The organism is Nonomuraea africana (genome assembly GCF_014873535.1).
Taxonomy (GTDB): domain Bacteria; phylum Actinomycetota; class Actinomycetes; order Streptosporangiales; family Streptosporangiaceae; genus Nonomuraea; species Nonomuraea africana.
Genome location: NZ_JADBEF010000001.1, coordinates 8501815 through 8527254, shown reverse-complemented (window position 1 = coordinate 8527254; position 25440 = coordinate 8501815). Strand labels below are relative to the sequence as shown.

The window sequence follows — 25440 nt, the reverse complement described above, 5'->3', positions numbered from 1 at the left end:
GGCCGTTTCGTAGGCGTACGTTCCAATTATCCCCGCTATCGAGGGAGGACGTATGCCACGAATCGCCGTCACCGTCGACGGAATCCGCTACGAGGAGGACGTGGAGCCCAGGCTCCTTCTCGTCCACCTTCTCCGAGATCGGCTGGGCAAGACCGGCACCCCCGTAGGATGCGACACCAGCAACTGCGGCGCCTGCACGGTCATGCTCGATGGGAAGAGCGTGAAGAGCTGCTCCGTGCTGGCCGTACAGGCCGACGGCAGCGACGTCGTCACGGTCGAGGGCCTGTCGGCCAACGGGGACATGCACCCCATGCAGCGCGCCTTCCACGAGGAGCACGCGCTCCAGTGCGGCTACTGCACGCCCGGCATGGTCATGGCCGCGATCGACCTGCTCAGGGAGGATCCTGACCCGTCCGAGGAGGCCATCAGGAAGGGCCTGGAGGGCAACCTCTGCAGATGCACGGGCTACTGCAACATCGTCAGAGCGGTACGGCGGGGGGCGCAGAGCATGGGGCAGGCGGTGACGACGCCATGACCGAAGAACTCGACGCGGGCCTGGTGGCCCAGCAGATCGCCGAGAGCGGGCAGGTGTCCGAGCCCGAGGGCAAGCGCGAGGTCGGCAAGGCCCGCCGGCGCAAGGAGGACTCCAGGCTGCTGACCGGGCGCACCACCTGGACCGACAACATCCAGCTCCCCGGGCTGCTACACGTCGCCTTCAAGCGCAGCCCGATGGCGCACGCGCGCATCGCAGGCGTCGACGTCTCGGCCGCGCGCGACATGCCGGGCGTGGTGGCCGTCTTCAGCGGCCAGGACGTCGCCGACGAGCAGGGCAGCCTGCCGTGCGCGTGGCCGGTGAGCGACGACATCGTCATCCCCGACCACCCGCCGATGGCCGTGAGCGAGGTGCGCTACCCCGGTGAGGCGGTCGCCTGCGTGGTCGCCACCGACCGCTACCTGGCGGCCGACGCGCTGGACGCGATCGACGTCGACTACGAGCCGCTGCCTCCCGTCCTGGACATGACCGAGGCGCTCACCGAGGCCAGCCCGAAGGTGCACGAGAGCGGCAACCGGGCCTTCACCTGGAACTTCGCCCAGGGGGACATCGAGGCAGCCTTCAGGGACGCGCCGGTGCTCATCGACCGCACCTACGTTCAGCAGCGCCTGATCCCGACCGCGATGGAGCCGAGGGCGGTCACCGCCACGACCGACGGCGAGAGCTTCACGCTGTGGTCCTCGACGCAGATCCCGCACGTGCTGCGCGTGATGCTGGCGCTGACCACCGGCATCCCCGAGCACCGGCTGCGTGTGATCGCCCCCGATGTGGGCGGCGGGTTCGGCTCGAAGCTGCAGGTCACCGCCGAGGAGGTGCTCTGCCTGCTGCTCACCAGAAGGCTCGGCAAGCCGGTCAAGTGGACCGAGTCGCGCTCGGAGGGCAACCTGACCGTGCACCACGGCCGCGACCAGATCCAGCACATCGCGCTGGCGGCCGAGGCCGACGGGCGCATCAGGGGCCTGAAGGTCGAACTGCTCGCCGACATGGGCGCCTACCTCATGCTGGTCACGCCGGGCGTGCCGCTGCTCGGGGCCTTCATGTTCAACGGCATCTACAAGATGGACGCCTACAGCTTCGACTGCACGGGCGTCTTCACCACCAAGATGCCGACCGACGCCTACCGGGGCGCCGGCCGTCCCGAGGCGACCTACGCCATCGAGCGCGTCATGGACGAGCTCGCGGCCGAGCTGAACCTCGACCCGATCGAGGTGCGCAGGCGCAACTGGATCAGGCACGAGGAGTTCCCGTACACCACGGTCGCGGGGCTCACCTACGACTCGGGCAACTACGAGGCGGCCACGGAGAAGGCGCTGTCACTGTTCGGCTACGACAAGCTGCGCGCCGAGCAGTCCGACCGGCGCGACAGGGGCGAACCCGTCCAGCTCGGCATCGGCGTCAGCACCTACACCGAGATGTGCGGCCTCGCGCCCAGCAGGGTGCTCGGCTCGCTCAGCTACGGCGCGGGCGGCTGGGAGCACGGCTCGGTGCGCATGCTGCCCACGGGCAAGGTCGAGGTCGTCACCGGCACGTCGCCGCACGGGCAGGGCCACGAGACCGCGTGGAGCCAGATCGTGGCCGACGCGCTGGGCGTGCCGTTCGACGACATCGCGGTCGTCCACGGCGACACCGCGATCTCGCACAAGGGCATGGACACCTACGGCTCGCGCTCGCTGGTCGTCGGCGGCATGGCCGTCCTGCAGGCGTGCGAGAAGGTGAAGGAGAAGGCGAGGAAGCTGGCCGCGCACATGCTGGAGTGCTCGCCGGACGATCTCGAGTTCGTCGAGGGCACGTTCAGGGTCAAGGGGACCGGGTCGAGCAAGACGATCCAGGAGCTGGCGCTGGCCGCCTTCGCCGCGCACGACCTGCCCGAAGGGGTGGAGCCGAGGCTCGACGCCGACGCCACGTTCGATCCGGAGAACTTCTCCTTCCCGCACGGCACCCACCTGTGCGCGATCGAGGTCGACACCGAGACGGGCATGGCGAGGATCCGCAAGTATGTCGCGGTGGACGACGTCGGCCACGTCGTCAACCCGCTGATCGTCGAGGGCCAGGTGCACGGCGGACTCGCCCAGGGCATCGCGCAGGCCCTGTACGAGGAGGCCGTCCACGACGCCGAGGGCAACCTGCTCACGACGACGATGGCCGACTACCTGCTTCCCTCGGCCGCCGATCTGCCCGACTTCGTCACCGACAGGACGGAGACGCCCGCGACCTCGAACCCGCTCGGCGTCAAGGGCGTCGGGGAGGCGGGCACCATCGCCTCCACCCCGGCCGTCGTCAACGCCATCGTGGACGCCCTGCGCCCGCACGGCGTCCACGACATCCAGATGCCCTGCACGCCCGAACGGATCTGGAGGGCCATCCGATGATCCCGGCCCAGTTCGACTACCTCAGGCCAGGCTCGCTGCAGGAGGCCGGCGAGGCGCTGGCCGCCGACGAGGAGGCGAAGGTGCTGGCCGGCGGCCAGTCCCTGCTGCCGCTGCTGCGCCTGCGCCTGGCCTACCCCTCGCTGCTGGTCGACGTCAGCCGCCTCGGCGAGCTGACCGGCATCCGCGACGAGGGCGACCACGTCTTCATCGGCGCGACGGCCACCCTCGACGAGGTCCTGCGCTCGCCGATGGTCACCTCCGGCTGCCCGCTCGTGGCCCTGGCCGCCGCCACCGTCGCCGACCCCGCCGTACGGCACCGCGGCACCTTCGGCGGCTCGCTGTCGCACGCCGACCCCGCGGGGGACCTGCCCGCCGTGGCACTCGCGCTGGACTGCGTGATGGTCACCTCCACCAGGCAGATCCCCGCGGCCGACTTCTTCGTCGACTACCTGGAGACGGCACTGGAGCCGGGGGAGATCCTGGTGGGAGTGCGGGTGCCCAAGCTCGGACCCGGCTGGGGCTTCCACTACGAGAAGTTCCATCGCACCGCGCAGTCCTGGGCGATCGTCGGTGTGGCGGCGGCGGTCCGCCGCGACAACGGCACGATCCAGGAGGCCAGGATCGGGCTCACCAACATGGGCCCGACTCCCCTGCGGGCGCACGCGACCGAGGCCGCGCTGCAGGGGGCCGAACTCGGCGAGGCGGCGCGGCAGGCATGCGCCGAGGCGGCAGAGGGCACCTCGCCCACCGCCGATCTGCACGCCCAGCCCGACTACCGCAGGCACCTGGCCCAGGTGCTGACCCACAGGGCGGTGACCGCCGCGGCCGGCCGGCCCTGACGTCGTGTGGGCGTCCCTTCGGGGACGCCCACAACACGGGGTAGCCAGCGGGTGTCCCAAGGACGACGCTGAGACCACAGACAGGTGGAAGGAGCGGATCAATGGCGATGCGGTTCGAGCACGAGTTCACCGTCCCTGTCCCGATCGAGCAGGCGTGGGCGGCGCTGCTCGACGTCGAGCGGGTGGCCCCGTGCCTGCCGGGGGCGACGCTCGACATCGTCGAAGGGGAGGAGTTCACCGGCCGGATGAAGGTGAAGGTCGGCCCGATCACCGTCACCTACAAGGGCACGGCCCGGTTCGAGGACGTCGACAAGGACGCCTACACCCTCACCCTCAACGCCTCGGGCAAGGAGGCCCGCGGCTCGGGCACGGCCAGCGCGACGGTCACGGCGCGCCTGCTCCCCGCCGACGACGCGACCGCCGTGAGCGTGGAGACGGCGTTCAACGTCACGGGCAGGCCCGCGCAGTTCGGCAGGGGCGTCATGGCCGAGGTGGGCGGCAAGCTCATCGACAGGTTCGCCGAGAATCTGGCGGGGCTGCTGGGCGAGAGCCAGTCCGAGGAGCGCCATCTCGCCGCGGTGCCCGAACTCGACGAGGAGGAGGACGTCAGGCCGAGCGGCACCCTGCGCACCTCGCGGACGCCCGACGAGGAGGCGCTCGACCTCCTGGAGATCGCCGGCACACCGCTGCTCAAACGGGTGGCCCCGATCGCCGGCGCGATTGCTGGTCTTCTGTTCCTTGTGTGGCTGATCAGGCGAATCATCCGGTAAAAAGCCACTCAAGTCGGGACACATCATCACTCCTGAGGGAATGTCTGCCTTCGAGTGTCGAGATCTCGGGGGAGAACAGGCATGCCGGAGTGCACCGTTGTCGTGATCGTCTACAACGACGCAGACCGCCTGCCCAGGGCCGTCCGTTCCGTGCTCGGCCAGACGCTGCGCGACCTCGAAGTGATCATCTGCGACGACGCGAGCACCGACGACACCCCGAGGGTCGCCGGGGAGCTCATACGCGCCGATCCCCGCGTGCGCTACGTGCGGCGGGAGGTGAACTCCGGTGGGTGCGGCGCGCCGCGCAACGACGGGCTCGACGCGGCGCTGTCGCCGTACATCCTGTTCCTGGACAGTGACGACACCCTGCCCAGGCATGCGTGCAAGAGCCTGCTGACCGAGATCGAGCGGACGGGGGCCGACTTCGTCTCGGGGCAGATCTCCAGGGTGTTCGAACCGAGCGGGCGGCAGCAGCGTTACTACCCGCAGCTGTTCAGGAAGCGCAGGGTGGTCGAGGGGATCCGCGAGGAGCCCGAGCTCTTCCTCGACTGCTTCTGCACCAACAAGCTGTTCGACGTGCGCTTCCTGCGCCGCAACGCGCTGCGCTTCCCCGAGGACATCCTCTACGAGGACCACGTCTTCGCCGCCGGCATGTACGCCGTGGCCCGGCGGTTCGCGGTGGTGCCGTGGGTGGTCTACCACTGGCACAGGGAGCCCGCGGCCGGCTCGATCTCGCTGAGCATCAAGGAGATGGTCAACGTCCGCCACCGGGTGGAGGCGGCGAAGCGGAGCGACGACATCCTGCGCGCGCACGGGCTGGCCGACCTCGTCCCCCACAGGCAGCGCCGCTTCCTGCGCCAGGACCTGCGGGTCTACCTCAACCCGATGCCCTCGCGCGACCTGCTCTGGGCCAAGGAGTTCGCCTCGGTCGTCCGGCCGTACCTGGAGCGGATTCCCGAGGAGGTGATGGAGCGGATCGACCCGATGGTCAAGGTGTGCTGCCACCTGATCCGCTCGGACCGGATCGAGGACCTCCGGGTGGCGGCCAGGTCGCTGAACGGGCCCATGGCGCCCCCGCGCGAGGCGATCATGTGCGAGGGGCGCACCTACTGGGGCAGCACGGCCGCCCCCGGCACGGACATCACCAGGTTGCGCATGGCGGAGCTGCCCTACACCGCCTCCAGGTTGCGGCACGAGGTGGTCGCGATCACCGGCGCGGGCACGCGCCTGCGGCTGGCGGTGCGCACCTACGACCCTTTCGGCGTGCTGAGCGAGTGGACCGCCGCCCTCAGGTGCGGCGGTCTCAGCGTGCCGATGGAGGTACGACCCTCGCCCGACGGCGGCTACGAGAGCGAGGTCACCGTCGACCTGGCGCGGCTGCGCGGCCGCTGCCATCCGCGCATCGCGTTCACCAGGCCCGACGGGCTGACCACCACCGACCAGTTGCTGGCCGACCCCACCATGGAAGCGATCGAGCTGGGCCACGTGCGGGTCACCGCCGAGGGCACGGCGGGGGTGCTGCGGCTGAGCCCCAGGCCCACCGCGAAGGCGGTCCTGGCCAGGGTCAAGCGCGCCGCGTTCAGGCGGCTGAGCACACCGCGGATCAAGCTGAACGTGTACAAGGCGTTGATCAGGGTAGTGCCGCCGCGCAAGGATCTCGCGCTGTTCGAGGCCGACTGCGGTAAGGGATACACCGGCAGTCCGCGCGCCGTCTACGAGGAGATACGGCGACGCGGGCTGCCGGTGAGCGCGGTCTGGTCGGTCGCGCGGGGACGCGCCGCCTTCCCCAGGGACGCCACGCTGGTACGGCGGGGCAGCTGGCGCTACGTCTGGACCATGGCCCGCGCCGGCATCTGGGTCGACAGCCACGGCTTCCCCCTCGACTACCCCAAGCCACGCGGCACCCGCTACCTGCAGACCTGGCACGGCCAGGGCATCAAGTCGATCGGCTTCGACGCCCCCGACCTACGCGCCGATTTCCCCGGCCCGCGCGAGCAGTGGCGCAGGGCGGTCGCCAGGTGGGACGCGCTGATCTCGCCCAGCGCCGAGTTCTCCCGCTACTTCGTGCCCGCCCTCGGCTACACGGGCCCGGTCCTGCGGTACGGCTCGCCGCGCTGCGACGCGCTCGTGCACGGCAGCCCCCCGTCCGGCCTGCGCGAGCGCCTGGAGATCCCGCCGGACCGGCGGATCCTCCTCTACGCCCCCACCTACCGCGACGGCGCCAAGAGCTCGGGCATCTCGGTGCGGGTGGACCTGGAGGCGCTGGCCGAGGCGCTGGCCGACGAGTGGGTGCTGCTGCTGCGCACCCATCCGGTCGAACGCTTCAGGGTGCCCCAGCACGTTCGGCACTTCGTGCGGCCGGTGGGGTCGTACTCCGAGATCAACGACCTGATGCTGCTCTCCGACGCGCTGCTGACGGACTACTCCTCCGTCATGTGCGACTACGCGGTGACCGGCAAGCCGATGCTGTTCTTCATCGACGACTGGGACGAGTACCGGCTGACCGAGCGCGGCGTCAACACCGACCTGCCCTCGATCGCGCCCGGCCCCTGCGTCACCACCGACGCCGAGCTGATCGAGTGCCTGCGGAACCTGCCTGCCGTCCACGCCTCCTTCGCCGGCAAGTACGCCGCCTTCCGCGCGTTGTGGTGCGCGGACGAGCGCGGCGACGCCTCCGCGAAGGTCGTGGCGGACTTCTTCGGCGCGCCGCTGGCCGCCGGCGTCCCCGAGCGACCCGTCCTGCGGGGAGTGCCGTGAGGGGGTCGCTGGTCTTCGCGTGTATGGACGCCGACACCCTCGGCGGGATCCAGCGGGTCACCCACACCCTCGCCCAGGGACTGGCGGGCCGCGGCTACGACGTGCACGTGGTGGGCCTGCACAGGGCGGCCGACCCGTTCCGCTACGTCTCGCGGCCGCTGTACCGGCGGCATGTGATCAACAGGTCCGCGCGGCGCTCCCGCTTCGAGAAGCGCCGGCTGGACAGGGTGCTCGGGCGGATCGGGCCCGGCTTCGCCGTCCTCACCTCACCCGGGGTGGTGACGCGTCTGTCCGGGCGGCTGCCCGGCAGGATGCGGCTGATCGGGCAGTATCACGGCTCCTACGAGCACGCCCGCATGTGCTCGCACCTGGGCGCCATCAGGAGACACTACGGCGCGCTCGACCAGGCGGTCTTCCTCAGCGAGGACGACGCGTGGCTGTTCTCGGAGCACGCGCTGCTGCCCAACACCTGGAGCCTGCCGAACCCGCTGACGCTCTGGCCCGACGCCGTCTCCTCCCTGGAGGCTCCCCGGGTACTGGGCGTGGGGAGACTGGCGGGGGTCAAGCGGTTCGACCGGCTGATCAGCGCCTTCGCCATGGCCTCGGCCGCACCGTGGGAGCTCCACCTGATCGGCGACGGCCCGGAGGAGGAGCGGCTGCGCTCGCACGCCGCGCGGGAGGGCGTCGGGGACCGGGTGGTGTTCAGGGGGCGGCTGCCCGCCGCCGCGATGACGCGGGAGTACCGGTCCGCGTCGATCCTCGCGCTGTCGAGCGAGCACGAGGGACTGCCGCTGGTGATGCTGGAGGCGGCCGCGCACGGGCTGCCCTCCGTCGCCTTCGACGTATCGGGCGGGGTGCGCGCCACCGGCGGGCTGCTGGCCCCGCCCGGTGACGTGGCCGCCTTCGCCGACAGGCTCGGCGAGCTGATGCGGTCGGCCGACGAGCGGCGGCGCCTGGGCGCCGCCGCTCGGGCCAGGACCGAGGCGTTCGGGCTCGAACACGTCCTCGACCGCTGGGAACAGCTCTTCGCTCACATGACGCGCTGAGGCAGCTCCGACTCGATGCGCTGCTGCGGGAGTCCGGCCACCGCGCGCTGACCAGAGGTCAGCAGCGCCGCCACCGGGCCGGGCTCGCGCAGCCTGATGAAACGGTCGCGCATGTGCTTGCGCAGCCGCGCCCTGCGCCGCTTCTGTACGGTCTTCTGGAAGGTCAGCAGGTGCTCCTTGGCCGGCTTCGGCGCGCCAGAGAGCTCGTAGCCGAGGTCCTCAAGCCTCTCACCGAGCACCTGCTCGGCCAGCCTGATCTCCCAGGCGTCCAGCCGGTTGGCCCAACTGCCCACCCGTGCCTTGGTGACCTCGCCGTGCGTGTTGCTGTGCCACACCTTGTGGACGGGCACGGCGACGCTGGCCACCTCATGCGGTGAGCACATCGCGGGCTCGAAGTCCTCTTCGAGGAAGTAACAGAGCTTCTTCAGCTCCGTCGCGGGGTCATCGGTCAGGTCCTCGTAGCGCAGCTCGTAGTAGCTGTCCTCCGGCATGATCTTGCGCAGCCTCCGGCCGGCGTCGATCGCCTCCGCCCAGATGGACATCGCGTGGAAGGAGTCGTGCGTGAACCACGGCATCTCCTTCAGCGAGGAGACGCAGTCGCGGCCGTCCCTGATCAGGTGCACGAACTGCGCGTCAGGGAACAGCCTGACCAGTATGTCCACCTGCTTGACGTAACTTGGGCGCTTGTCGCCCCACCTGGCCTTGCCGAAGCGGTCGGCGTACATCTTGAACGCGGTGCCGATCACCGAGCCGAGCGAGCCGGGCCCGTCGACCGCCTGCCTGATGAACTCGTCCTTGTCAACGCCCAGCTCACGGAACTTCGTTCGCTCGCCAGTCATCCACTCGGCCAGCGCGAGACGCCTGCTGGCCAGCCGCATGTCGCCGAAGGTGCGACGCTTGTTGTATGCGGACCCGACGAACCTGGTCTCTGGCGGCACCGCGATCCTCGAGTGCGAGTGAAGCATCAGCTGCAGCAGCGTGGTGCCCGAACGTGGACAGCCAACGACGAATACCGGCCTGTCAGACATTTGGTGAACCCCCGATTGGCGCGTGCTCTCGGCTCTTCTCCGGCTTGGGGACCGCGCTGTAGCTGCGGGTGAAGAGCCACATCCGATAGATAAGGAAGATCTCGTTGGCCACGAACAGGACGCTTATGACCGACGTGACAGGGATGAGTGCCGCCTGCCCCAGCAGCGGCGCGATGACGAAGACCGCCGCGTGGAACTCGATGCCGCTGATCAGGTGCGTTCTGACCCTCCGCCTGGCGAGGGCCTTGTTGAACCTGCGCAGCAGCCGACGCCGCGACTTGCGGGACCGCGGCGGCCGCGAAGGTTGTGCCGCCACAGGGTGCGACCGCACGGTCAGCGCCCCCAGCTGGTGCGGCACCGGCGAGTGCGAGAACGACTGGTGCGGCAGTGGCTCATGTGGTCCCGGCGGGGGCGGCGTCCTGGCGGCGTTGGCTTCCCTGATCGCATCCCTGACCCGCTTCATCTGCGGCGCGTTGACGTACCTGAAAAGGTCGAGTACGACCACGGCGACGCCGAGCACGATGAAGTCGACGTTCCCCGTCGCCGCGTACTGTCCGTAGGCCAGCCCGGTGGCACAGCACAACTCCCTGATCCGGTCACCCATGAAGTCGAGCCACAGGCCGAACGGCGTCCCCGTGCCCTTGAGGCGGGCGATCTTGCCGTCGACACAGTCGACCATGAAGCTCAGGTAGAACAGCACCGCCCCCGCGGCGAGCTGACCGGCCGCCAGGCACCCTGCGGACGCCATGCCGAGAACCAGCGAGAAGACCGTGATCGCGTTCGGCGTGATGTTCGTTCGGTTCCCGACGAGCAAAGCGGCCCGGCAGGCGACCGGGTCGACGAAGTACACGGTCCACCAGGAGTCTCTCCGCTTGCATGTCGCGTAGACGTCATCGAGCGAGTAGGTCCTCATGGGTACCAGCATGACGACACAACGTTGTTCTTCGATTACTCTCTGGAACTACTGGAGAATGTTCATGCCGCTTCTTGACCAACCGGGCACGGACCATAGCCAAGGTAGATCGCCTATCAGAGGATTCCGGTCGAGAGAATGCGATCGACCACCCTCCGCGTGGCCTTTCCGTCGTCGTGGGGGCAGTACGTGCGCAGGAACGACGCGTACCTGCCGGCGAAGGCGTCCGCGGTCTCCGGCAGGCCGGCGATGGCCTCGATCACCTGATCCGACTCCTCCAGGATCGGCCCGGGAACCGTCGCCTCGAAGTCGAGATAGAAGCCGCGCGCATCGTCCCGGTAGTTTTGGAGATCGTAGGCAAAGAAAATCATCGGCCGGCCCGTGTTGGCGTAATCGAACATCGCCGAGGAGTAGTCGGTGACCAGGACGTCGGAGATCAGGTACAGCTCGGCGATGTCCGGGTAGTGCGTGACGTCGATCGCGAAGTTCCCCTTGGGGAAGGAGGGCCGGTCGGTCACCAGATAGTGGGCGCGCACGAGAATGACGTGGTCCTCCCCCAGCGCCTGCCTGGCGCGCTCCAGGTCGAGCTCCAGGTGGAAGAGCCGCTTGCCGGCGCTGACGTGCTGGTCGTCGCGCCAGGTGGGCGCGTAGAGCACCACCTTCTTGCCGGGCTCGATGCCGAGACTTCTGCGCACGGCCGCCGCCCGCTCGTCGCGGTCGGCCGCCCGGAACAGGTCGTTGCGCGGATAGCCGACCTCCAGGACCTCGCCCCGGTAGTCGTAGGCGCGGCGCATGATGCCCGTGGCGAAGGCGCTGGGAGAGACCAGGAAGTCCCACAGCGGCACGTCGTTCTTGATCCACCTGAAGGACTCGGCCCGCCTGAACGGCGTGACCTTCAGGTCGTAGCCAAGCTTCTTGAGCGGGGTCCCGTGCCAGGTCTGCAGGTAGAGCTGGCCGTCCGGCTTAGCCTCGAGGTCCCGCTGCGACCAGTTGCTGACGACGAGGCCCGCGGAGCTGCGGACCTCGTGATGGCGGCGGGAGCCCTTCATGACGACCTCGGCGCCCTCGGGCGGGGCGAACTGGCCGTCCCTGGAGACCCACACCAGCTCGGCGCCCACGTCCCTGCGGCGCAGTTCCTCGAAGACGGCCCTGGGGTTGCAGGAGTACTGCCTTCCCTCGTAGCTGTGGAAGAGCACGAGGTCGCGCTTCAGCGGCCGGGCCGCGGTCCCCTCGCGCAGCACGCGCTGGGCGTACTTGCCGCGCTCGCCGGGACCCAGCGCCACGCGTGAGCGCACCGCGAGCGTGTCTCCCTCCTGCGAGGTCACGGAGAAGGTGTGCGATCCGGCCACGTGCCACTCCGACAGCGTGCCGAGCGTCGCGTGCCCCACTCTGAGCGGGACGGCTCCGTCCTCGACCTCCATGAGGACGTCCCAGAGCCCGGTCGCCAGCGGGAGCTCGCCGCCCTGCGACGGCAGCGCCGCCACAGGCAGCCGCGCGTGGAAGCGCGCGCCCCGCCATACCAGCGGCACCGACCTGGTCGCCGTCGAACGGCGGCGGCGGACCACCAACCTCGACGGGCGTGCGTCCCGTGCGTGCTCACCGGACAGGACGAGGCCGCCCCCCTCGTCCCATTCGAGCTCGTCGACGACCGGGCGCGCGTCACGCCATGTGGCGTACAGGAAGCCGTGGCGGGTGCACTCCAGCGCCAGCTCGGCGCCTGAGGGCGCGATCCATCGCGCCGCCAGCCCGTCGGAACCGGCCAGGCGGGAGCTCGCGCCGCCGCCCGCCACGACGATCTCCCAGGTCGGCGCGTCGCCGCGCGGGTGCCGCAGCAGCGACTCGTAGGGGATCACGACGTCGAAGGCGCCCTCGGCGTCCAGCTCGACGGGGAACCTCAGGTCGCCGGCGCCGCGCACGGTGACCTCGGCCGTACTGCCGGGGCGCGACCCGATCCGGCAGCTCAGCTCGAATCCCGACGCGCCCGCCACGACCCGCTCCACCCGGGCCACCGGGGTGTTCACCCTGATCTGGAAGCGCTGTCCGCCCTTCGGTGGCACGCGCAGCCGCAGCTCGTTGTCCATCCACACGTCGAGATAGCCGTGGACGGGTCCCGGCACGCGGTTCACCCGCTTGAGCCCGTGCGACTCGACCGTGACCCACAGGTCCCAGTTGCCCGGCTTGCGGAGCAGCCCTTCGCCGCAGTCGATCCGCGTGGTGAAGCCCGACCAGTCGTAGCAGACCGCGGCGTGCCCCGCCTTGGCCGTCACGTCGGGGCGGGCGACCCGCTCGATCGCCAGCGGGATCGCGTCGTTGGTCTTCGCGTTGCGCAGCTCGACCTCGATCTTCGCGGACTCGGGAGCGGCCATCTCCAGCCGGTCGATGTAGGCGTGCCCCTCGATCGTCAGCCTGCCCGACTCCCAGGCGACCCTGTCGACCTTGGCCTGCAGCTCCAGCTCCTCGTCGACCTCGTAGAGGTCGATCGGCACCTTTACCTTGGAGTCGCCGAAGAAGGGATAGGTGAGGTACAACCGCGGGCGGAGGAGGCCCTTGCGCACCGCCTTCACCGTCGGCAGGTCGTCGCGCTCCAGGGCGAAGACCTCGCAGAGCTCGTCGACCCTGCGGTGCCGCGCCAGGTACAGCTTGAGCCGGTCGCCGACGGGCAGCGACTTGAGCAGGCGCAGGTCGGCGGCGGCGAGGAAGGTCTGTATCCGGTCGAGCGCCACCTCACGCTCGTCCTGCTCCATGGAGGTGACCGCCTCCACCGCCATCTTCAGGTCCGTCTCGAGCACCTGCGCGTCCAGCTCGGGGAGGAGCTCGGGGAGATGGGCGGACACGACCGACCGCAGCTCGCCCAGCGCCTCGAAGCGGGCCAGCAGGTTGGGGAGCTCCTCGCGGTTCTGGGTGGTGGACGGCTCTCCGCGGCCGCGCTCGCGCCGGCGCCACAGGTAGACGACGTCGTCGACGACGTCAACCGCGCCGGCGTGCACGTGGGCCGCCACGGCCAGCGCGACGTCCTCGTAGATCCCGGCGGGGAAGCGGAAGCCCCTGGACTCCCAGAACGAGCGGCGGTACACCTTGTTCCACACGGTGCGGTCCCGCAGGAGCTGCGGATGGTGGCGCAGGTGGGTGCGCTTCTCCGCTGGAGGCAGCGCCTTGTCGTGCAGCGACGAGGGCACCTCCTGGCCGGAGGAGAGACGGCGCACGCCTCCGCACGCGAGATCCGAGCCGCTGCTCTCGAGGGATTCGACCAACGCCGCGTAGGCGCCACGCCGCACGATGTCGTCGCCGTCGGCGAACGCCAGGTACGTTCCGCCGATCCGGTCGAGGCCCGTGTTGCGGGCGAGGCCGGGACCGCGGTTCTCCTGCTGGATCAGCCGGAACCGGCCGTCCCTCTCCACCCACGCCTTGGCGATGACCGCGCTGTTGTCGGTGGATCCGTCGTCGACCAGGAAGACCTCGAGGTCGGACAGCGTCTGTGTGGCGATCGACTCCAGACATTCATCGAGATAGTGCTCCACGTTGTAGAAGGGCACAACGACGCTCAAGATCGCGGACATGCGAACGCTCCCTCACAAATGACATGACTACTGCGGATAGAGCCGGTCGATCCGGTGGTAGGCGGCCACCGAGTTACTGATCCAGGTATGCGCCGGCGGCACGAGGAACGGCTCGCTGAGCGAGGCGATCTGCAGCGGCCGGTAGGGGACGATCCGCTGCCCCTGGTCGCGCAGCCGCTCGATCCTGGCGGCCTGCAGGTCCCACGCGACGGACCTGACGATCATCTTCCTGCCCAGACGCCGCAGGTCCTCCGCGTAGTCGGCCACCGCGGCGACGAGCAGCACAGAGCACGCCGCGGCCGTCACCGCGCGCCGTACGCTCTGGCGCCACATGACGGTCGCGAGGAGGACGCCGTACCAGACGCCCGCGAGCTGGAGCACGAACGTGAAGTTGAGCCACGCCCGGTAGGGGACCCAGCCGGGGTCCGGACCGTACCCGAACCGGAGGGCGTACTGCACGGCGAACGCCGAACCCACGACCGCGAGCGCCGGGCACAGCACGAGCCACGCCAGCCGCGAGGCGGTGACGCGCAGTTCCACCCGGACCACGAGACCCACCAGCAGGCCCACCGCCACGGCGGCCAGCGGCGCGGAGTTCACCAGCACCTGGCGCAGCGCCGCCGCCGCCATGGTGGCCGCGTCCTGGAAGACCTCCAGGGCGAAGGGGCTCTCGTCCCTGCGCCGCTTCGCGCCCGCCGGGGTGGTCCAGATGACGGCCAGGCCCGCGCAGAGGCCCGCGTTGAGACATGCCATGAAGGTGAGCAGGAGTGACCTGCCGCGCCGGACGAGCACGTAGGTGACGGCCGACAGCGCCCCCAGGACGAGCCCGACCAGTGTGATCGACTCGCTCACCGTCCCGAGGAAGAGCCCTCCGGCCAGGCCGGTCACGTTGGCGGCGATCCTGGCCCTGCGGGTCCGTGCCGCCAGCGCCATGCCGCACATGGCGATGAGCAGGATCGGCGGGATGGTGTGGGTGATCACCCCTGGCGCCCAGTAGAGGGTCTGGTAGGCGCGCGGCTGGTCCATCAGGATGATCGCCGCGGCTCCGAGGCCCAGCAGGACCGGCGCCGTCGCACCGCGCGCGCCCAGCTGCTTCGCCACCCCGTGCGACAGCAGGCCCACGGCGGCGGCGAGGCCGGCGTAGGACAGCAGGCCGATCGAGCGCATCCCGAGCTCGGGCTCGAAGTAGACCAGTCCGGCGAGGAAGGCATTCCCCACCCGCCCGGTGAGGTTCGTGTGGAAGATGGCGATGATGCCCGGCAGGCCGCCCTCCCTGGTGAAGGTGGCCAGGCGGTAGTCGTCGGAGGCGGGCCTGACGAACAGCCCGAAGAAGGCGACCACGCCGCCGAAGGCGACGAACAGCCCGGCGACCACCCAGGCGACGGCCTCCAGCCGCAGGCCGCGGATCCGTCGAACGAGCACGAGGTTCACGGACGTCCCCCCGAAGACCTGAACACCCAGCGGTCCAGGAGCGTGAAACGCAGGATCGCCATGGCGATGGAGACCGCCAGCAGGATCCCGCCCTCCGCGAGGCGCGGCAGCTCAGGCCATTCGTGCAGGGCGAGGCCGACGGACCCGGTGGTCACGGCGTAGGTGAGGAAGAACAGCAGCGCCGCCCGCAGGTGCATGACCACGCGGTGGCCGCCGGGCCGGTTGAAGGTCCATCTGCGGTTCGCCTCGGTGTTGGCCAGGGACGTCAGGGCCAGCGCGACCAGGTTCGCCAGGCCTGGCCCCGCCATCTGGCGGGCGGTGAGATACAGCAGCATGTGCACGACCGTCGAGGCCAGGCCGACCAGCGCGAACAGCGTGACCTTTCGCAGGGTCTCGAGTCTGGGGACCGGCAGGGCCGCGTCAGGATGGGCGGGACGCAGCTCCGGGATCGGCGGAACCTCCGCCCAGGCCGCGCCCGTGGCCATCGCCCGCGAGACCCTGACCAGGCCGCGCACGTCCTCCGCCGCCGTCCGCCAGACGTTGACCCGTGTGTCGGCGTCCTCCACCCAGTCGACGGGCACCTCGCGGATGCGCACGCCGTTGTACTGCGCCACCAGCAGGAGCTCGGTGTCGAAGAACCAGCCCGTGTCGGCGACCCTGTCGAGGACGGGGCGGATCACCTCCGCCTTCGCCGCCTTGAACCCACAGGTGGCGTCGCTGAACCTGGCCGAGAACCCGACCCGGAGCACGCCGTTGTACATCCGGGAGATCAGCTCCCGCTTCAGCCCGCGCCGGATCCTGGCCCCGTGGCCGAGTCGCGTGCCGATGGCGATCTCGCAGTGCCCCGAGGCCACGGCCGCCACCAGCGGCAGCAGGCCGCGCAGGTCCGTGGAGAGGTCCACGTCCATGAAGACCAGCACGTCGGCGGGGCTGGCCGTCCACGCCGCCTTGATCGCCGCGCCCTTTCCGCGCTCCCCCAGCCGCATCGCGTGAATTCCGGGAACCGTGTCGGCGAATTCCTGGCACAATTTCCAGGTGCCGTCCGTGCTGCCGTTGTCGACGATGGTGATACGCCAGCCGGCGGGGAAATAGGAAGTCAGAAACGAGTGGACAGTGCGAACGCAGCCGGGCAGCGCCCGCTCCTCGTTCAGAACCGGAATGACGACATCCACGAAAACCAGGTCCGCGAACGGCTGGTCCGGCTTCGCTTCGCGGACCGGTGAAACCATGTTCATCGGTGATCCTCGTTTCGGGCCTCAGTGCGAGCGCGCTTCGACCATCAAGGAGACTCCGGGCAGTCGGCCGACCGGAAGAAAGCGTTCCGACCGCACGATCGCGCCGAGCAGGCCGTTCACCAACGGCGACAATTCCTCCAGATCACAGCCGGTGGACCTGCGCCGGCGCCAACGGGCGACCGGCCTCAGCAACACGTTCCAACTCCACATCCGCTCGATCGTCAGACCGGCGTCGACCAAGAGCGTCGTGAGGGAGTCCCGGGTGTAGCGGCGTTCGTGCCCCAGCGCGACATCGTGTGCCGACCACAGGCGCATGTCGCAGGGCACGGCTATCAACGCCGTGCCGCCTGACCTCAGCACCCTGTTGATCTCACCCGCCGCCGCCGCGTCGTCGTCGATGTGCTCGAGCACGTCGAAAGCGACGACGAGGTCGAACTCGTCCGAGGGCAGCGGCAGGCTCCTGATGTCCCCCCACATGGCGTCGACGCCCCGGCCACGGGCGTGGTCGACCGCCACCTCCGAGTAGTCCACCGCCAGGGCCCGCCAACCGTGCTCGACCAGGACCCGCGTGTTGCCACCCGCCGCCGCTCCGAGGTCCACCGCGCAACCGGGCGTGCCGAGACGGCGCACGCGCCGAGCGAGAATGGCACGTCGTTCGCGATACCACCAATTGTGGTCTTCCAAGCGCATTGCCCGGTCTATTTCGACGGCGTCCATTCTCGCTCCCTATGGTCGGCACTCGTTTTCGATATTGTTGTCGCTTCATGGACCCCGGACATGGGATTGAACAGCAACAGGGAGCAACCGAACGGGATCTTTACCAAGCCGGGCTTGTCAGTAAAGGCGGAGAAAACGAGCCCATCGTCAGGATGGCAAGGAGCTGCTTCTGCGCGATTCAGCGCGAAGCATCCGGTCCGCGTCGAACCGAAGCATGGCGACCTCCTCCGCCAGCGTGCGGGTCCGTTCCTCCAGCCGCCCGACCTCGGAGCTGAGTTGCACGTTGACCGCCAGCAGCAACAGACTCCCGCCGAAGAACAGCAGGTTGGAAGGGACCTGGACGCCGGTGACGTCCGCGGCCCACTCCAGCAGCCCCGGCATGACGGCGATCAACACCATCACCGCGGAGAGCAGCATCCAGAAGACGGCGTACTTCTCACGCAGCTTCCGCCTGCGCAGCATTTCGAAGATGACCGTCATGGTGACGGCCGCCCCGAGCACTCCCAGCGTGTAGGCGCTCACGCGCGGACTCCTTCCGACGCCGTCTCGACCGGCTCCCAACGTCTGACCAGCGCGAGCCCCAGCGCGACCGCGACCCTGGCCAGGTAGACCAGTGATCTGGCCGTGCTCTGGCTGGCCCGCCCCTCGCGCCTGGCGCGCATGACGACGGGGACCTGCCGAACGACACAGTTCGATCGCAGCGCGATGACCAGCGACTCGACCGTGTCCCCCAGATACTCCACCGGGTAGTGCGTGGCGAACACCGCGATCGCCCTGGCGTTGCACGCCCGAAAGCCGCTGGTCACGTCGGTCATGCGAGTCCCCGCGAGCACCGAGAGGACCTTGGCGAGCAGCCACATGGCCACCCTGCGCGGCAGGCCGGCCGAACTGTACGTCCCGGTCCCGGCGAAACGGGCGCCGATCGCCACGTCGGCCCGCTCCAGCAGCTCGATGAGGGCGGGGACGTAGGCCGTGTCGTGCTGCCCGTCGGCGTCCACCTGAACCGCCACGGTGTAGCCGCGCTCACGCGCGTACCTGTAGCCGGCTCGCATCGCGCCGCCCACCCCGAGGTTGTACGGCAGACGCAGCACCGCCGCGCCGGCCGCCGCGGCGACGGCGCCGGTCGCGTCGCTCGATCCGTCGTCCACCACCAGCACGTCATGCTCAGGACAGGTGGTGCGCAGCTCATCGAGCACCTTGGTGATCGACAGCGCCTCGTTGAGCGCCGGGATGATGATGAGGACCCGTCTCTTCATGACGCCTCCCGACCGCGCAGACGCCCCGCCAGGGCGGCCACCAGGAGCGGGACCAGCATCATGCCGACCATCATCGGGGCGGCCATGTACCTGAACAGCTGCGCGGGAATGGCGAGCATCACACCGAGCTGCTGCCCGGCGACGATGCCCGCGAGCGCCAGCAGTGCCGGCCTGCGCGTGGCCCACGCCGCCGCGATGACCGCTGCATAGGCGACGTAGCACCAGGTGGCACCACGCCAGAAGATCCACTCCACCTGCCTGGTGTACGTCACGTCCCTGGCGAACGCGGCCACGTTGTGCAGAGTGTCGGACAAGGGCCTGGTCGTGAGGATGTCCCTGTTCCGTCCCTCAGGAAACGGTTTCCCGCCCATGCTCCAACCGAACAGGTCGTCGGGCACCCTGGACCAGCCGATGAGGAGCCGCTCCTCCGGAACCTCGGGGAAGACCTTCCACGCCACCGACCCACGGCACAACCGGGCCCCTGCCACCTCGGCGGGCACCCGTTTCAGCAGATCGGCCCAGAGCCCGACGAGCTCGCGATGGAGCCGGTCCGACCTCGCCACGTCGAACCCTCTGCTCAGGGTGGGGTCCGCGTTGTAACACGTCGCGTTGTCACGCCAATGCTCGAGAGGCGCCACGCGCCGCATGAGGTCCAGCTCCTTGGCCCCGAAGATCTCCGGACGGGCGGCATAGGTGACCGCGATGTCGGAGTACGCCGTGGCATAGGTGAGCCATGGCCTGACCGGCTCTATCCCCATGGCGGGATAGACGAACGCCGAGGCGAGGAACGACAGGGACACCGGCACGGCCCCCGCGAGCGCCACCCTCACCCTGGCGCCGGGAAGCAGCACCACGACGATGACGAAGCCGATCAGCACGAAGACGAACGCGTTGTTCCGCAGGAGCACCAGCGCGAGTGTCTCGGCCGCGAGGCCCACTGCGAGCGCGGTCGAGCGCCTGCGCCGCACGAGAAGCGCCACGGTGGCGGTCATCGCCACGAGGCAGAGCGCGAAAGGCACGTCCTTCCACACCGTGACCACGAACGTGCCCGTCGCCGGCAGCGCGGCCACCACGACCGCGGCGGCGGCGCACCACCGGCCTGGCACCCCCAGATCCCTGATCGCCACCGCCATCAGGGAGAGAGTCGCGGCCGCCAGTGCCCCCTGGGTCAGGGTGAGGGCGGCGAGATCTCCGGTGGTCGCGATGGACGCCCATACGAGGGCGTTGTAGAGGACCGAGTGGTCGGCCCGCCACGACCCTGACGTGACCTGCCACACGATGGTCACTGAGTCCCAGCTCATCAACCCCGGATAACAGGCGGCCCACCAGATCGCGTAGACGGACATGCATGCGGTGAACACCACCACCGGCATCCGGCGGCGTCCGCGCGGCATCATCTTTCGCCACCGGGTCGGCGTGACGCTCGCCTCGTCGATCCGTCGCAGCGTCACGGCCATCAGATGTCTCCCCACACACGCCGAACCACGCGCTCGGTGGCCGCCCCGTCGTCGAGCGGACAGAAGCGGGCGGTGAAGGCCGCGTGCGACGACGCGTAGGCCTCGGCGGTCCTGTCCAGTGCCGCCAGGGCCTCGACCACCTCCTCCGACCTCCGCAACAGCGGCCCTGGCGCGCACTCCGCCAGATCGAAGGAGAAGCCTCTGAGCTCATCCCTGTAGCGCTCAAGGTCATAGGTGAACAGCAGGATCGGCTTGCCGGTGACCGCGAAGTCGAACATCGCCGAGGAGTAGTCGGTGACCAGCACGTCGGCCACCAGGTAGAGGTCGGCGACGTCCGGGTAGCGGCTGACGTCGATGGTGAACCCGTCGTCTCGCGGCAGCCGCGCGGAGACGTTGCTGTGGCCGCGTACCAGCACGACGTGGTCGGCTCCGAGTGCCGAGCGGGCGTGTGCCAGATCCAGCTTCAGGTCGAAGCGGTAGCGGCCGTGAACGTGGTCGTCGTCGCGCCAGGTCGGCGCGTACAGCACCACCCGCGTTCCGTCCGGCACGCCCAGGCGCCGGCGCGCCTCGAGGGCGCGCTGCTCCCTGTCCGGGGCCAGGAGGAGATCATTGCGCGGATAGCCCGTCTCCAGTATCTCTCCCTCGTACCGGAAGGCCCTGCGGAAGACGGGCGTGCTGAAGGGGTTGGGCGAGATGAGGAAATCCCACTGCGCCACGTCCGCCGCGAACCGATCGAGATAGGCGGCTCCCTCGAGACTGTGCACCTTCTCCATGTCGAAGCCGATGCGCTTGAGCGGAGTCCCGTGCCAGGTCTGCAGATAGATCTGGCCCTTCCGCTTGCGGTACCAGCGCGGCTGTGTGCTGTTGGCGACCACGTGCCTGGCCCGCGCCAATGCCTCGTAGTGCGCCTCGCTGTCCCGCACCACGCATCTGCCGCCCTCAGGTGTCTCGAAGCGGCCTTCTCTGCGCACCCATACCAGGTCGAGGCCGCTGTCCCTGAGCCGCTCGAAGATCGCCCTGGGGCTGTCCGAGCACTGTTTGCCCTCCCAGCTGTCGAAGACCACGCTGTCCGAGGTCGGCTGACGGCGTAGCTTCGGGTAGATCTCCCGCTCCAGCCTGCGCCGCGCGTAGCGTCCTTCTTCCCGCTCTCCCTCCGCCTGCCGTACGGCCAGGCGCAGGACGCCGTTCCCGGAGCGCAGCGGCGTGAACCTGAGCTCGCCGCGGTCGAGGGCGGCGGCGGGCGGGCAGTCCATGAGCACCGGGAAGCCGTCGCCGGCCACCAGGTCCCACGTGCCTGCCGCCAACGGCGCGGCAGCGGCGGCCCCCGGCATGGTGACGGGATCGAGCACGGCGCGAAAGGTGGTGCCGGTCCAGGCCGCGACGACCGTGTGAGCGTCCTGCTCGGGCAGCCGCCTGAGTTCCAGCGGGCAGGGCCCCTCGACGCGGCCGCCATCCAGGACGAGCTCCCCCGCCGGCGACCACGCGACGTGCGTGACATAGGGAAGGCATGGGCGCACGGTCAGCGCCGCATCGCCGTACCGGGTAGGGGCCAGCACCGCCTCACCCTGGCCGGCGCGCGCTCTGACCGGCTGGAGGTCATCGGCCGCGAGCCGGAACCGGCCGTCCTCTGTGATCACGGAGAGCGCCCACTCGGTCTGCTCACCCGCCCAGAGCATCGTGTCGATCACCTGGCCTCGGGGCTCCTCCGCCAGCTGGTCAGTGGGGAGCAGGGCATGGAAATCCCAGTGTCTGCCGTCAGTCGCGACTCCCTCCACTGCCGCCTCCACTGCCAGGCCGTCCCTGCGCCGTGTGGCGACCACGCCGATGGGCGGCGAACCGGCTCTGATCCAACCCTTGAGGCGGAGCTCTCCCTCCTCGTACCGGCACGAGACCAGCACGGTCCGCGGCTTGCGCACGCGGACCTGGAAGCGGCCGCTCTCGGTGAACAGGGGGCGGATCCAGCGACGTCCCTGAAGCCCCTTGACCGGCGGGAGTCCCTCTCCCCGCAGCGGTCCTTCCCTGCACAGACCGCCACTCCCGACGGCCACGCATAGCTCCCATACGGCCGGCATCCACCGGTTGCCGCTCTTGAGGGCCGTGGAGGGCAGCTCGGCCCGGAACCCTGACCCGTCATAGGAGACGGCCGACTGCCGCGAGGCCGCGGTGACGTCGGGACGGCGGGTCCGCCGGCAGTCGAGCGGGAGCCGTTCGTCCGTTCTGGTGTTGCGGAGCCAGACCTGCAGGTCGTCCTGCTCTCCCATGGGCAGACGATCGATGTGGGCGTGTCCCTCGATGACCATGACGTCGTCCCGCCAGGTGACCGCGTCGACCTTGCCGCGCAGCGAGAGATCGTCTTCGGCTCTGAACAGCTCCTCCGGCAGCTTCGCTCCAGGGAAGAGCACGTCGTGGTAAAGACGTCGGCGCAGACGTCCTCTGCTGACCACCACGGCGGGCTCGCCGCGTTCCTTCTCCGCCTGCAGCGCCTTGACCAGGGCAGGGAGGTCACGTCGTGCGGCAAGAGCGCACTTGAGCCGGTAGGAGGGGCCGAGTTCGCCGTAGGCCTCGGGCGCCATCCGATCGAGGTAGTCGGCGACCAGAGCGAGCAGCTGCGCGCGTCCGTCGTCATCGGCCGACAGGAGCGCCTCCATGGCCAGCCGGAACTCCGCCTGGACGACGGTCTTGTGAAAGGGGGTCGCCAGTTCGGGCGCTTCGCGCTCGAAGAAGTCGGTCACCGGTTGGAGCTGCGCGATGCGGCTCGCCAGGTGGGCCGGCTCGTGCTTGCGCTGGGTGATGGACGGCTCGCCGCCCTCTCGGACGCGGTAGTAGTAGACGACCTCGGGTACGACGTCGACCGCGCACGCCTTGACGTGTGCCGGCACCGTCACCGGAACGTCCTCGTACAGACCTGCGGGGAAGGCGAACCCTTGGGCGTCCCAGAAGGACCGGCGGAACACCTTGTTCCACGCCGACCTGTCCCAGAGCAGCCGGTGATCCTGACGGACGTGCGTACCTGGCCGGTCGGTCGCGTACAGACGGGCGGGCAGCCACGAAGGCCTGACCCCCATGGCCCCGAAGGTCCGCACGTCACCGGTGGCGAAATCGGATCCCGTCCGGTCCAGCGACGCGACCATCAGCTCGTACGCCTGGGGCGGCAACACGTCATCGCTGTCGGCGAAGCAGAGGTACTCACCGCGGGCGTGCGTCACGCCCCTGTTGCGTGCGGGCCCCAGCCCCCGGTTCTCCTGCTGGATCAGGTGGAACCGGGAGTCACGAGCGGCGAACTCCTTGGCGATGACCGCGCAACCGTCGGGTGATCCGTCGTCCACCATGATGACTTCCAGATCGGCAAGGGTCTGGCGAGCCAGTGAGGCTAGGCACTCGGAGATGTATCGCTCCACGTTGTGGAACGGCACGACGATGCTGATCTTGAGAGATGCCATGACGCCAGCATCCCGACCACGTCCGTGAACTGGAGAGTGCATCACCATCACCTTTGGCCGTCATGGGACAGCCTTTACGGCGAGTTCAGGTTTCCTCAGCGCGATCACCGTGCCGTGAGGCAGGTCCTGGCGAACCAGGAAGAATCTGGTGTCGAACTGGCCTGGATCGAAGGCGACGTCGAGCCACGTCCACCGCGACCCCGACCGGCGGAGAACGAACAGGTCGATCGGCCCGAACCGGGTCGCGGCCGCCCTGGCCGCGAACGCTCGCGCATCCCGGGTCTGGGCCAGCAGGCGCACCTCCGCGTGCCTGTCATCCCAGCGGACCAGGCTGTTGGCCGAGGTGCGGTCCACTCCCACGTATCCCGGCCAGGGCAGGTAGGAGAAGAGCCGCTCGTCGTAGGAGAGCGTGAGTGGTCGCTCCTGTCCCCAGCCGCGCACCGTCCTGCTGATGTCCAGGACGGGGAACCGGCTCGTCCGTCCTTCCTCCGGCCCGTAGGGCGGATACTGCCCCGAAGGCAACGGCTCCTGGTGGGCCACCACCGCTTCGTTGGGTGCGCCGCCCAGATAGGTCCACCTGTTCTGCCAGTCGCGCCTCATGTTCGGCGACCAGCGGTCGGCGTAGGCCGTCCCTGCCGCCAGGGCCACCACCAGCAGGGCGCACATGCCCGAGCCTGGCCTGCCGAAAGCGGGACCGCCGGCGCGGGCGACCGTCCTGGCCACCGCGGCGACGGTCAGCACTCCGGCGGCGGCGAGCACAGGACTGGCGATGCGGACCACATAGTGCATCTGGCGGCCTCCGCCGTCCTGCAGGAAGCCGATGCCCATCACCGCGTAGTAGGCGTAGGCGCCGACCACCAGCATGATCACCGGGGCCGCCCAGAACGCGGTCAGCCGGTACCACACCGCCCCGAACAGTCCGGTCAGCTGGAGCAGGCCGATGAGCGTCAGCTGGAGAAACGGGAACTGCCCATCGGCGATGGCCGTGTTCACCCAGGCCATGGCGGTCGCCTGGCCGCCCTCCGCCAGCAGGACCGACGCATACGGCACCAGGAACCACGACGACACGATCAGCGCGACGGCCAGCACCCCGGCGCAGTGTGACAGGTATCGCCGCCGGCTCGCCGCCGACCACAGGTTCACGCCGACGATCAGCAGGAGACCGATCCCCGCATACATGAAGTAGCCCTGGTACAGCAGGATCAGGCCGCCACCGATCAGTCCGCTCCACGCCCAGTGCATCCGCCAGGGCGACCGGGTGACGAATGACGCGATGACCCAGGGCGTGAAGACGGCGGCGGCGAGTACGGCGAAAGGCTTGAGCGGCTCTCCGTAGGCCACGATGCCGAAGGCGGCTATGGCCAGCGCGGCACCGCTCGGCACCAGCATGCGCCACAGCAGGAAGGCGGCGAGAACCGCGAGCGACACGGTGATGACCTCCGCGTCACCCAGCAGGCGCCACGCGGGTATGCCGGTGACCGCGGCCGACCGCCCGATGATCCAGTGGTAGAGGGGCGGATACTCGCTCGGAAGACTGGTGACGAAATGGTCGGTGCTGGCGGAGGTCGTGGCATAGCGGGTGGCCATCGCCGACATGCGCTGCATGTCGCCCACCAGTCCGGCGAATCCGAAGGGCGTTCCGTGGAGCGACGTCCAGAGCACCATCGCGATCCAGGCGGAATAGACGCCCGCGCCACAGCAGATCACCAGGTCGATGCCCCTGCGCCGCCCACGGAAGATCAGCGCTGCGCCTGACAGCACGGCGGCGGCGATCAGCCCTGCCACTGCCGGCGCGGCGGCTCCCCGCACCGTGAAGGGGTTCAGGTCGAAGAACTTCGGGAGGAAGAAGGCGAGCGGCAGCATGGCGGCCCAGCACAGCACCGCGCACGTGGCGCCGTACAGCTTCGCGTTCGCCTTCAGCCGCGGCCGGCGCACCGGCGGTGAAACGGCCGAAACGCTCGCGCCAACGAGATCAACCATCACGCTCCACGGGTGTTTCCTCGAAGGAGTCCACAACGCAGTCGAGTGTTCAGCACACCCCTCAAAGGAACGGCCAAACCGCGTTCAGTGAT

Annotated in this window: 17 protein-coding genes; 6 read left to right on the top strand and 11 right to left on the bottom strand. The window is 69.5% G+C overall.

All coding sequences use genetic code 11. The features are described 5' to 3' along the window. The first annotated feature begins 52 nt into the window (after window positions 1–52). From H4W81_RS40900 to H4W81_RS40875, 6 genes are all read left to right on the top strand, one after another. Window positions 53–535 (top strand): (2Fe-2S)-binding protein, encoded by a 483-nt coding sequence (locus H4W81_RS40900; RefSeq protein WP_192779692.1) that lies wholly within the window; start codon window positions 53–55, stop codon window positions 533–535. Next, window positions 532–2922 (top strand): xanthine dehydrogenase family protein molybdopterin-binding subunit, encoded by a 2391-nt coding sequence (locus H4W81_RS40895; protein WP_192779691.1) that lies wholly within the window; start codon window positions 532–534, stop codon window positions 2920–2922. The genes H4W81_RS40900 and H4W81_RS40895 overlap by 4 nt, the downstream gene beginning before the upstream one ends. Beyond that, complete coding sequence (locus tag H4W81_RS40890; RefSeq protein WP_192779690.1) at window positions 2919–3761, top strand: FAD binding domain-containing protein; 843 nt, start codon at window positions 2919–2921, stop codon at window positions 3759–3761. The genes H4W81_RS40895 and H4W81_RS40890 overlap by 4 nt, the downstream gene beginning before the upstream one ends. A gap of 101 nt (window positions 3762–3862) precedes the next feature. Then, complete coding sequence (locus H4W81_RS40885; protein ID WP_192779689.1) at window positions 3863–4531, top strand: SRPBCC family protein; 669 nt, start codon at window positions 3863–3865, stop codon at window positions 4529–4531. Window positions 4532–4612: 81 nt separating this feature from the next. Continuing rightward, window positions 4613–7288: a bifunctional glycosyltransferase/CDP-glycerol:glycerophosphate glycerophosphotransferase gene (locus tag H4W81_RS40880; protein WP_192779688.1), complete on the top strand. Its 2676-nt coding sequence runs from the start codon at window positions 4613–4615 to the stop codon at window positions 7286–7288. 23 nt (window positions 7289–7311) lie between these two features. After that, window positions 7312–8334, top strand: coding sequence for a glycosyltransferase (locus H4W81_RS40875; RefSeq protein ID WP_192779687.1), 1023 nt, complete (start codon window positions 7312–7314; stop codon window positions 8332–8334). Here the strand turns inward: H4W81_RS40875 and H4W81_RS40870 are convergent. The 11 genes from H4W81_RS40870 to H4W81_RS40820 all read right to left on the bottom strand — a co-directional run bounded on the left by H4W81_RS40870 (window position 8319) and on the right by H4W81_RS40820 (window position 25348). Further along, window positions 8319–9362: a sulfotransferase family protein gene (locus tag H4W81_RS40870; protein ID WP_192779686.1), complete on the bottom strand. Its 1044-nt coding sequence runs from the start codon at window positions 9360–9362 to the stop codon at window positions 8319–8321. The two genes, H4W81_RS40875 and H4W81_RS40870, sit on opposite strands and share 16 nt — an antisense overlap. After that, complete coding sequence (locus tag H4W81_RS40865; protein WP_225959033.1) at window positions 9355–10275, bottom strand: CDP-alcohol phosphatidyltransferase family protein; 921 nt, start codon at window positions 10273–10275, stop codon at window positions 9355–9357. The genes H4W81_RS40870 and H4W81_RS40865 overlap by 8 nt, the downstream gene beginning before the upstream one ends. A gap of 116 nt (window positions 10276–10391) precedes the next feature. After that, window positions 10392–13832 (bottom strand): bifunctional glycosyltransferase/CDP-glycerol:glycerophosphate glycerophosphotransferase, encoded by a 3441-nt coding sequence (locus H4W81_RS40860; RefSeq protein ID WP_192779684.1) that lies wholly within the window; start codon window positions 13830–13832, stop codon window positions 10392–10394. A 27-nt stretch (window positions 13833–13859) separates the two neighbouring features. After that, window positions 13860–15263: a hypothetical protein gene (locus tag H4W81_RS40855; protein ID WP_192779683.1), complete on the bottom strand. Its 1404-nt coding sequence runs from the start codon at window positions 15261–15263 to the stop codon at window positions 13860–13862. Then, a complete protein-coding gene (locus H4W81_RS40850) occupies window positions 15260–16498 on the bottom strand; it encodes a glycosyltransferase (RefSeq protein WP_225959032.1) in 1239 nt (412 codons plus the stop codon). The genes H4W81_RS40855 and H4W81_RS40850 overlap by 4 nt, the downstream gene beginning before the upstream one ends. Before the next feature lie 21 nt (window positions 16499–16519). Then, complete coding sequence (locus tag H4W81_RS40845) at window positions 16520–17215, bottom strand: class I SAM-dependent methyltransferase (RefSeq protein ID WP_192779682.1); 696 nt, start codon at window positions 17213–17215, stop codon at window positions 16520–16522. 147 nt (window positions 17216–17362) lie between these two features. Further along, the gene (locus tag H4W81_RS40840) at window positions 17363–17737 is read right to left on the bottom strand and encodes a DUF2304 domain-containing protein (protein ID WP_318782386.1); all 375 of its coding nucleotides are present in this window, start codon (window positions 17735–17737) and stop codon (window positions 17363–17365) included. Then, window positions 17734–18471 (bottom strand): glycosyltransferase family 2 protein, encoded by a 738-nt coding sequence (locus H4W81_RS40835; RefSeq protein ID WP_192779681.1) that lies wholly within the window; start codon window positions 18469–18471, stop codon window positions 17734–17736. The genes H4W81_RS40840 and H4W81_RS40835 overlap by 4 nt, the downstream gene beginning before the upstream one ends. After that, the gene (locus H4W81_RS40830) at window positions 18468–19928 is read right to left on the bottom strand and encodes a hypothetical protein (protein WP_192779680.1); all 1461 of its coding nucleotides are present in this window, start codon (window positions 19926–19928) and stop codon (window positions 18468–18470) included. Before H4W81_RS40830 ends, H4W81_RS40835 begins: the two co-directional genes overlap by 4 nt. After that, entirely contained in the window at window positions 19928–23368 is a 3441-nt protein-coding gene (locus tag H4W81_RS40825) for a bifunctional glycosyltransferase/CDP-glycerol:glycerophosphate glycerophosphotransferase (protein WP_192779679.1), read from the bottom strand. The genes H4W81_RS40830 and H4W81_RS40825 overlap by 1 nt, the downstream gene beginning before the upstream one ends. 60 nt (window positions 23369–23428) lie before the next feature. Then, window positions 23429–25348 (bottom strand): arabinofuranosyltransferase, encoded by a 1920-nt coding sequence (locus tag H4W81_RS40820; protein ID WP_192779678.1) that lies wholly within the window; start codon window positions 25346–25348, stop codon window positions 23429–23431. Window positions 25349–25440: the final 92 nt, after the last annotated feature.